Below are 5,803 nucleotides of genomic sequence, written 5' to 3' on the forward strand. Positions count from 1 at the left end.
GGCCGGGACGGGCCCGTGGCCGCCCGCACGGCTCCTCCCCCGGCCCGCGCCGGGGGAGGAGCCGGTTCAGGCGACGGCGGGCAGCCGCGAGCGCAGCAGGGCCGCCAGGGCGTCCGCCAGCTGAGCCGGGTCCACCGGGTGGGGGACGGCCGCCTCCGCCCGGCTCCAGGTCGCCAGCCAGGCGTCCTGCGGCCGGCCGATCAGCAGCAGCACCGGCGGACAGTCGAAGATCTCGTCCTTGATCTGCCGGCACACCCCCATCCCGCCCGCCGGGACGGCCTCGCCGTCCAGCACACACACATCGATCCCGCCCCGCTCCAGCTGGGACAGCACCGCGGGCAGGGTGGCGCACTCCACATACTCGACCGCCGGCGCATCCGCGGCGGGGCGGCGACCGGCCGCCAGACGTACCTGTTCGCGGGTGTTCGCGTCGTCGCTGTAGACCAGCACCGTTGCGGTCTCCTGCATCGTTCCTCCGCGTGAATGGACGGGTAGCGTGGCCCGGATGCTACTCCGTCCCCACCGCCGGGCGGCAGGGGTCGCGGACCCGGGTGTGGTGCCGCGTCGTTGCTGGACATACCGCTTGGACACACCGAATGGCACCCCCCGGCTAAGCCCCGGATAAGCGACCGACATAATGTCGGGCGTGGCGACAGCAACAGCAGTAGAAACCGGGCGCGCACACCCCTCGGTCAACAGGCCGAATGTCGTCAGCGTCGGAACCGTCATCTGGCTGAGTTCCGAGCTGATGTTCTTCGCGGCGCTCTTCGCGATGTACTTCACCCTGCGATCGGTGATGGGAGCCGAGTTCTGGACGGATAAGGCGGACACGCTCAACGTCCCCTTCGCGCTGGGCAACACCACGATCCTGGTGCTCTCTTCCCTGGCGTGCCAGCTCGGCGTGTTCGCCGCCGAGCGCGGTGACGTCAAGAAGCTGCGCCTGTGGTTCGTGGTCACCTTCGTCATGGGCGCGATCTTCATCGGCGGCCAGGTGACGGAGTACGTGGAACTGGTGCACGAGGGCATCTCCCTGTCCTCCGACCCCTACGGGTCCGCCTTCTACCTCACCACCGGCTTCCACGGCCTCCACGTGCTGGGCGGACTGATCGCCTTCCTGCTGGTCCTGGGACGGACCTACGCGGCGCGGCGGTTCACCCATGAGCAGGCCACGTCGGCCATCGTCGTGTCGTACTACTGGCACTTCGTGGATGTCGTCTGGATCGGCCTCTTCGCCACGATCTACCTGATCAAGTAGCCGGTCGCCGCACCGGACGCGCTCCGACGCACACCTCAAGCACCGACGCAGCAGATCCTGACACCGGGGTAATCCGTGAAAAAGCTCTCCGCACGACGGCGCCATCCGCTGGCTGCGCTCGTCGTCCTCATCTTCGCGCTGGCGGTCACCGGGGGGCTGTACGCCGTACTGGCTCCCTCAGGTGAGGCAAAGGCCGAGGACTCGGCCCAGTCCCTCGCCATCGAGGAGGGCAAGAAGCTCTACGACGTGGGCTGCTCCAGCTGCCACGGCGCGGGCGGCCAGGGCGGTACCGGCGGTCCGTCCCTGGTGGGTGTCGGTGCCGCGGCCGTCGACTTCCAGGTGGGCACCGGCCGGATGCCCATGGCGCAGCCCGGCCCGCAGGCCGTGGTCAAGCCCACCGTCTACGACCAGGCCGAGATCGACCAGCTCGCCGCGTACATCGCCTCCCTGGGCCCCGGCCCGGCGGTGCCGGAGGCCGAGGCCTACGACCCGGCCGGCGGCGACCCGGCGCGCGGTGGCGAACTCTTCCGTACCAACTGCTCGCAGTGCCACAACTACACCGGCCAGGGCGGCGCCCTGACGCACGGCAAGTTCGCCCCCAACCTGGCCGACGTGAACCCCAGGCACATCTACGAGGCCATGCTGACCGGCCCGCAGAACATGCCGTCCTTCCCCGACGGGGTGCTCCCCGAGGACGCCAAGCGCGACATCATCGCCTGGCTGGACGCGACCAACACCTCCGAGTCGCCCAACCCCGGCGGTCTGAGCCTGGGTGGCTACGGCCCGGTCGGTGAGGGCTTCTTCGCCTGGACCATCGGCATCGGCATGCTCATCGCCGTGGCCGTGTGGATCGCCGCCCGCAGCGCGAAGGCGAAGAAGTCATGAGCAATCCCGACGACAACGACTCCCGGAACACCGACAACAACGTGTCTGACGAACACCTGCCCAGTGAGCAGGGACACGGCGAGGTGGCCCCGGCGGACGACCCGTTCGCCGACCCCGGCCTGCCGCCGCACGAACATCGCAGGCAGGACATCGACGAGCGGGCCGCCAAGCGGTCCGAGCGCACCGTCGCCCTGCTGTTCACGGTGTCCATGCTCGCCACGATCGGCTTCATCGCCTCCTACGTGGCCATCCCGATCGACAAGATCGTCTACATCTGGCCCTTCGGCCACATCAGCGGGCTGAACTTCGCCCTCGGTCTGACGCTGGGCCTGGCCCTGTTCTGCATCGGCGCCGGCGCGGTCCACTGGGCCCGCACGCTGATGTCGGACGAGGAGATGGTCGACGAGCGCCACCCGATCCAGGCCGCCCCCGAGGTCAAGGCCCAGGTCCTGGCGGACTTCGCGGCCGGCACCAAGGAATCGCAGTTCGGCCGCCGGAAGCTGGTGCGCACCACGCTCTTCGGCGCGCTGGCCCTGGTACCGCTCTCCGGTGTGGTGCTGCTGCGCGACCTCGGTCCGCTGCCCGGCGACAAGCTGCGCCACTCGAAGTGGAAAGCCGGCTCGCTGATCATCAACGAGAACACCATGCAGCCGCTGCGGCCCGAGGACATCACCGTCGGTTCGCTCACCCAGGCGATGCCGGAAGGGCTCGACCCGCACGATCACGACTTCCTGGTCGAGATCGCCAAGGCCGCGGTCATGCTGGTCCGCCTGGAGCCGAAGGACATCAAGGACCCGAAGTCGGCCGAGTGGGGCCACGAGGGCATCCTGTGCTTCTCCAAGATCTGCACGCACATCGGTTGCCCGGCCACCCTGTACGAGCAGCAGACCCACCACGCGCTGTGCCCCTGCCACCAGTCGACGTTCGACCTGTCCGACGGGGCCCGGGTGCTGTTCGGCCCGGCGGGCCACCCGCTGCCGCAGCTGCGTATCACGGTGAACGACGACGGTTATCTCGAAGCCCTCGGTGACTTCGAGGAGCCCCCCGGCCCGAGCTTCTGGGAGCGCGGATGAGTACGGCAACCAAGACCGCCGAGGCTCCGGAGGCATCGTCCTCGCGGGGCAAGGCGCCCGCCGGCGAGCGCATCGCCGACTGGGCGGACGGCCGGCTGGGGATCTACTCCCTGGCCAAGGCCAACCTGCGCAAGATCTTCCCGGACCACTGGTCCTTCCTGCTGGGCGAGGTCTGCCTCTACGCCTTCATCATCCTCATCGCGACCGGCGTCTATCTGACGCTGTTCTTCGTGCCGAGCATGGCGGAGGTCGAGTACCACGGCTCCTACGGCCCCATGAACGGGGTGCTGATGTCCGAGGCGTACGCCTCGACACTGGACATCAGCTTCGAGGTGCGCGGTGGTCTGCTCGTGCGGCAGATCCACCACTGGGCCGCGCTGATCTTCGTGGTCGGCATCTTCATGCACATGATGCGGGTGTTCTTCACCGGCGCCTTCCGCAAGCCGCGTGAGATCAACTGGGTCTTCGGCTTCCTGCTGTTCGTGCTGGCGCTGGTGACCGGTCTGACCGGTTACTCGCTGCCGGACGACCTGCTCTCCGGTGTCGGTATCCGCTTCATGGAGGGCGCGATCCTGTCGGTGCCGATCGTCGGCACCTACCTCCAGATGTTCGTGTTCGGCGGGGAGTTCCCCGGTACGGACATCATCCCGAGGTTCTTCATCGCGCACGTGCTGCTGCTGCCCGGCATCATGGCGGCGCTGGTGGTCGCCCACCTGATCCTGATCGTGTACCACAAGCACACGCACTACGCCGGACCCGGCCGGAAGAACACCAACGTGGTGGGCTACCCGCTGTTCCCGGTGTACATGGCGAAGGCCGGCGGGTTCTTCTTCCTGGTCTTCGGCGTGATCACGATCATCGCCGCCACCACCACCATCAACGGGGTGTGGGTGCTCGGTCCCTACCGGCCCGACCAGATCACCTCCAACGCGCAGCCGGACTGGTATCTGGGCTTCTCCGAGGGCCTGGTGCGCATGATGCCCGGCTGGGAGTGGGTGATCCCGGGCGGCTACACGCTGAACTTCGGTCTGCTGGTACCGCTCGCGGTCTTCCCGACCATGCTGATCGTCCTCGCGCTGTACCCGTTCTTCGAGAACTGGGTCACCAAGGACCGGCGCGAGCACCACATCGCGGAGCGCCCGCGCAACGCGCCGACGCGTACCGCGTTCGGTGTGGCGTGGATCAGCTGGTACCTGGTCGCCCTGGTGGCCGGTGGCAACGACGTGATCGCGCTGAAGTTCGACCTGTCGATCAACACGATCACCTGGATCTGCCGGGTCTCCTTCTTCGTCCTGCCGGTCCTGGTCTTCTGGGCCACCCGCCGGGTCTGTCTGGGCCTTCAGCGCCGGGACAAGGAGAAGGTGCTGCACGGTCGCGAGTCCGGTGTGATCAAGAAGCTGCCGCACGGTGAGTTCATCGAGGTGCACGAGCCGCTGTCCCGCGAGCAGCTGCACACCCTCACCGCGCACGACCAGTACCGGCCGGCCGAGCTGCCGCCCGCCACGGACGAGAACGGCGTGCGCAACAAGGTGGGCCTCATCGAGAAGCTGCGGGTGAAGGTCAGCCGGGGCTACTTCGGCGAGAGCGGCCAGATCGCCAAGCCGACCGCCGAGGAGTACCGCGAGATCACCGAGGGTCACGGCCACCACTGAGCCACCGCCCTCGACAGCACGCCCGGAGCCCCCGTCCGATCATCGGACGGGGGCTCCGGGCGTGTGCGGGGGCAGGCTAGGCTTCGCCGCAGAAGATCCCCGGATCCCCAGAGGTGAGCCATGAGCACTGTGCCCCCCGTCGGTGACGACGCCGCGGCGGCCCGCAGCTGGCCGGAACTGCTCACCTCCCTGATCGCCGGAAAGGACCTCGACGCCGGGGACACCGCCTGGGCGATGGACCGCATCATGCGCGGCGAGGCCACCGGCGCGCAGATCGCCGGCTTCGCGGTGGCGCTGCGCGCCAAGGGCGAGACGGTGGAGGAGATCACCGGTCTGGTCCGCGCGATGTACGCGCACGCCCGGCTCATCGACATCCCCGGCCCCACCGTCGACATCGTCGGCACCGGCGGCGACCGGGCCAGGACCGTCAACATCTCCACCATGTCGGCCATCGTGGTGGCCGGGACCGGGGCGAAGGTCGTCAAGCACGGCAACCGCGCCGCGTCCAGCGCCAGCGGGGCATCGGACGTCCTGGAGAAGCTGGGCGTCAATCTGACGCTCTCCCCCGAGCGGGTGGCCGAGGTGGCCGAGGAGGCGGGCATCACCTTCTGCTTCGCCGCCGCCTTCCACCCCGCGCTGCGGCACGTGGCGGCGGCCCGCCGCGAACTGGGGGTGGCCACCGCCTTCAACTTCCTGGGCCCGCTGACCAATCCGGCCCGGGTGGCCGCCCAGGCCACCGGTGTGGCCGATGCCCGGATGGCGCCGATCATGGCCGGAGTGCTGGCCGAGCGCGGCAGTTCGGCGCTGCTGTTCCGCGGCGACGACGGGCTGGACGAGCTGACCACCACCGCCACCTCCACCGTCTGGGTCGTCCGGGACAAGACGGTGCGCAGGGAGACGTTCGACCCGCGCGAGATGGGCATCGAGCTGGTGCCGGT

At 69.0% G+C, this 5,803-nt stretch carries 6 protein-coding genes; 5 read left to right on the forward strand and 1 reads right to left on the reverse strand.

The features are described 5' to 3' along the window. Positions 1-66: 66 nt before the first annotated feature. Positions 67-468, reverse strand: a complete 402-nt coding sequence (locus ACFV5N_RS23630; protein ID WP_385603314.1) for a hypothetical protein — start codon at positions 466-468, stop codon at positions 67-69. Between the two features lie 169 nt (positions 469-637). On the opposite strand from ACFV5N_RS23630, the gene ACFV5N_RS23635 reads away from it, so the two are divergent. The 5 genes from ACFV5N_RS23635 to trpD all read left to right on the forward strand — a co-directional run. After that, entirely contained in the window at positions 638-1,255 is a 618-nt protein-coding gene (locus tag ACFV5N_RS23635) for a heme-copper oxidase subunit III (RefSeq protein ID WP_026047419.1), read from the forward strand. Between the two features lie 75 nt (positions 1,256-1,330). Next, positions 1,331-2,140 (forward strand): c-type cytochrome, encoded by an 810-nt coding sequence (locus ACFV5N_RS23640; protein WP_385603318.1) that lies wholly within the window; start codon positions 1,331-1,333, stop codon positions 2,138-2,140. Next, positions 2,137-3,213 carry a Rieske 2Fe-2S domain-containing protein gene (locus tag ACFV5N_RS23645; protein ID WP_385603321.1) on the forward strand — a complete coding sequence of 359 codons (1,077 nt, stop codon included), beginning with the start codon at positions 2,137-2,139 and terminating at the stop codon, positions 3,211-3,213. The genes ACFV5N_RS23640 and ACFV5N_RS23645 overlap by 4 nt, the downstream gene beginning before the upstream one ends. Further along, the gene (locus tag ACFV5N_RS23650) at positions 3,210-4,865 is read left to right on the forward strand and encodes a cytochrome bc complex cytochrome b subunit (protein WP_385603324.1); all 1,656 of its coding nucleotides are present in this window, start codon (positions 3,210-3,212) and stop codon (positions 4,863-4,865) included. Before ACFV5N_RS23645 ends, ACFV5N_RS23650 begins: the two co-directional genes overlap by 4 nt. Before the next feature lie 120 nt (positions 4,866-4,985). Next, the coding region (gene trpD, locus ACFV5N_RS23655; RefSeq protein ID WP_385603327.1) for an anthranilate phosphoribosyltransferase at positions 4,986-5,803 on the forward strand (818 nt) is incomplete at its 3' end.

It is taken from the genome of Streptomyces sp. NPDC059853, assembly GCF_042731495.1.
In the GTDB taxonomy this organism is placed as follows: domain Bacteria; phylum Actinomycetota; class Actinomycetes; order Streptomycetales; family Streptomycetaceae; genus Streptomyces.

What these genes read in the sequence shown, in the direction of transcription:
- ACFV5N_RS23630 (WP_385603314.1), bottom strand. Translation starts at nt 468, where the DNA reads ATGCAGGAGACCGCAACGGTGCTGGTCTACAGCGACGACGCGAACACC.
- ACFV5N_RS23635 (WP_026047419.1), top strand. Translation starts at nt 638, where the DNA reads ATGTCGGGCGTGGCGACAGCAACAGCAGTAGAAACCGGGCGCGCACAC.
- ACFV5N_RS23645 (WP_385603321.1), top strand. Translation starts at nt 2,137, where the DNA reads ATGAGCAATCCCGACGACAACGACTCCCGGAACACCGACAACAACGTG.
- ACFV5N_RS23650 (WP_385603324.1), top strand. Translation starts at nt 3,210, where the DNA reads ATGAGTACGGCAACCAAGACCGCCGAGGCTCCGGAGGCATCGTCCTCG.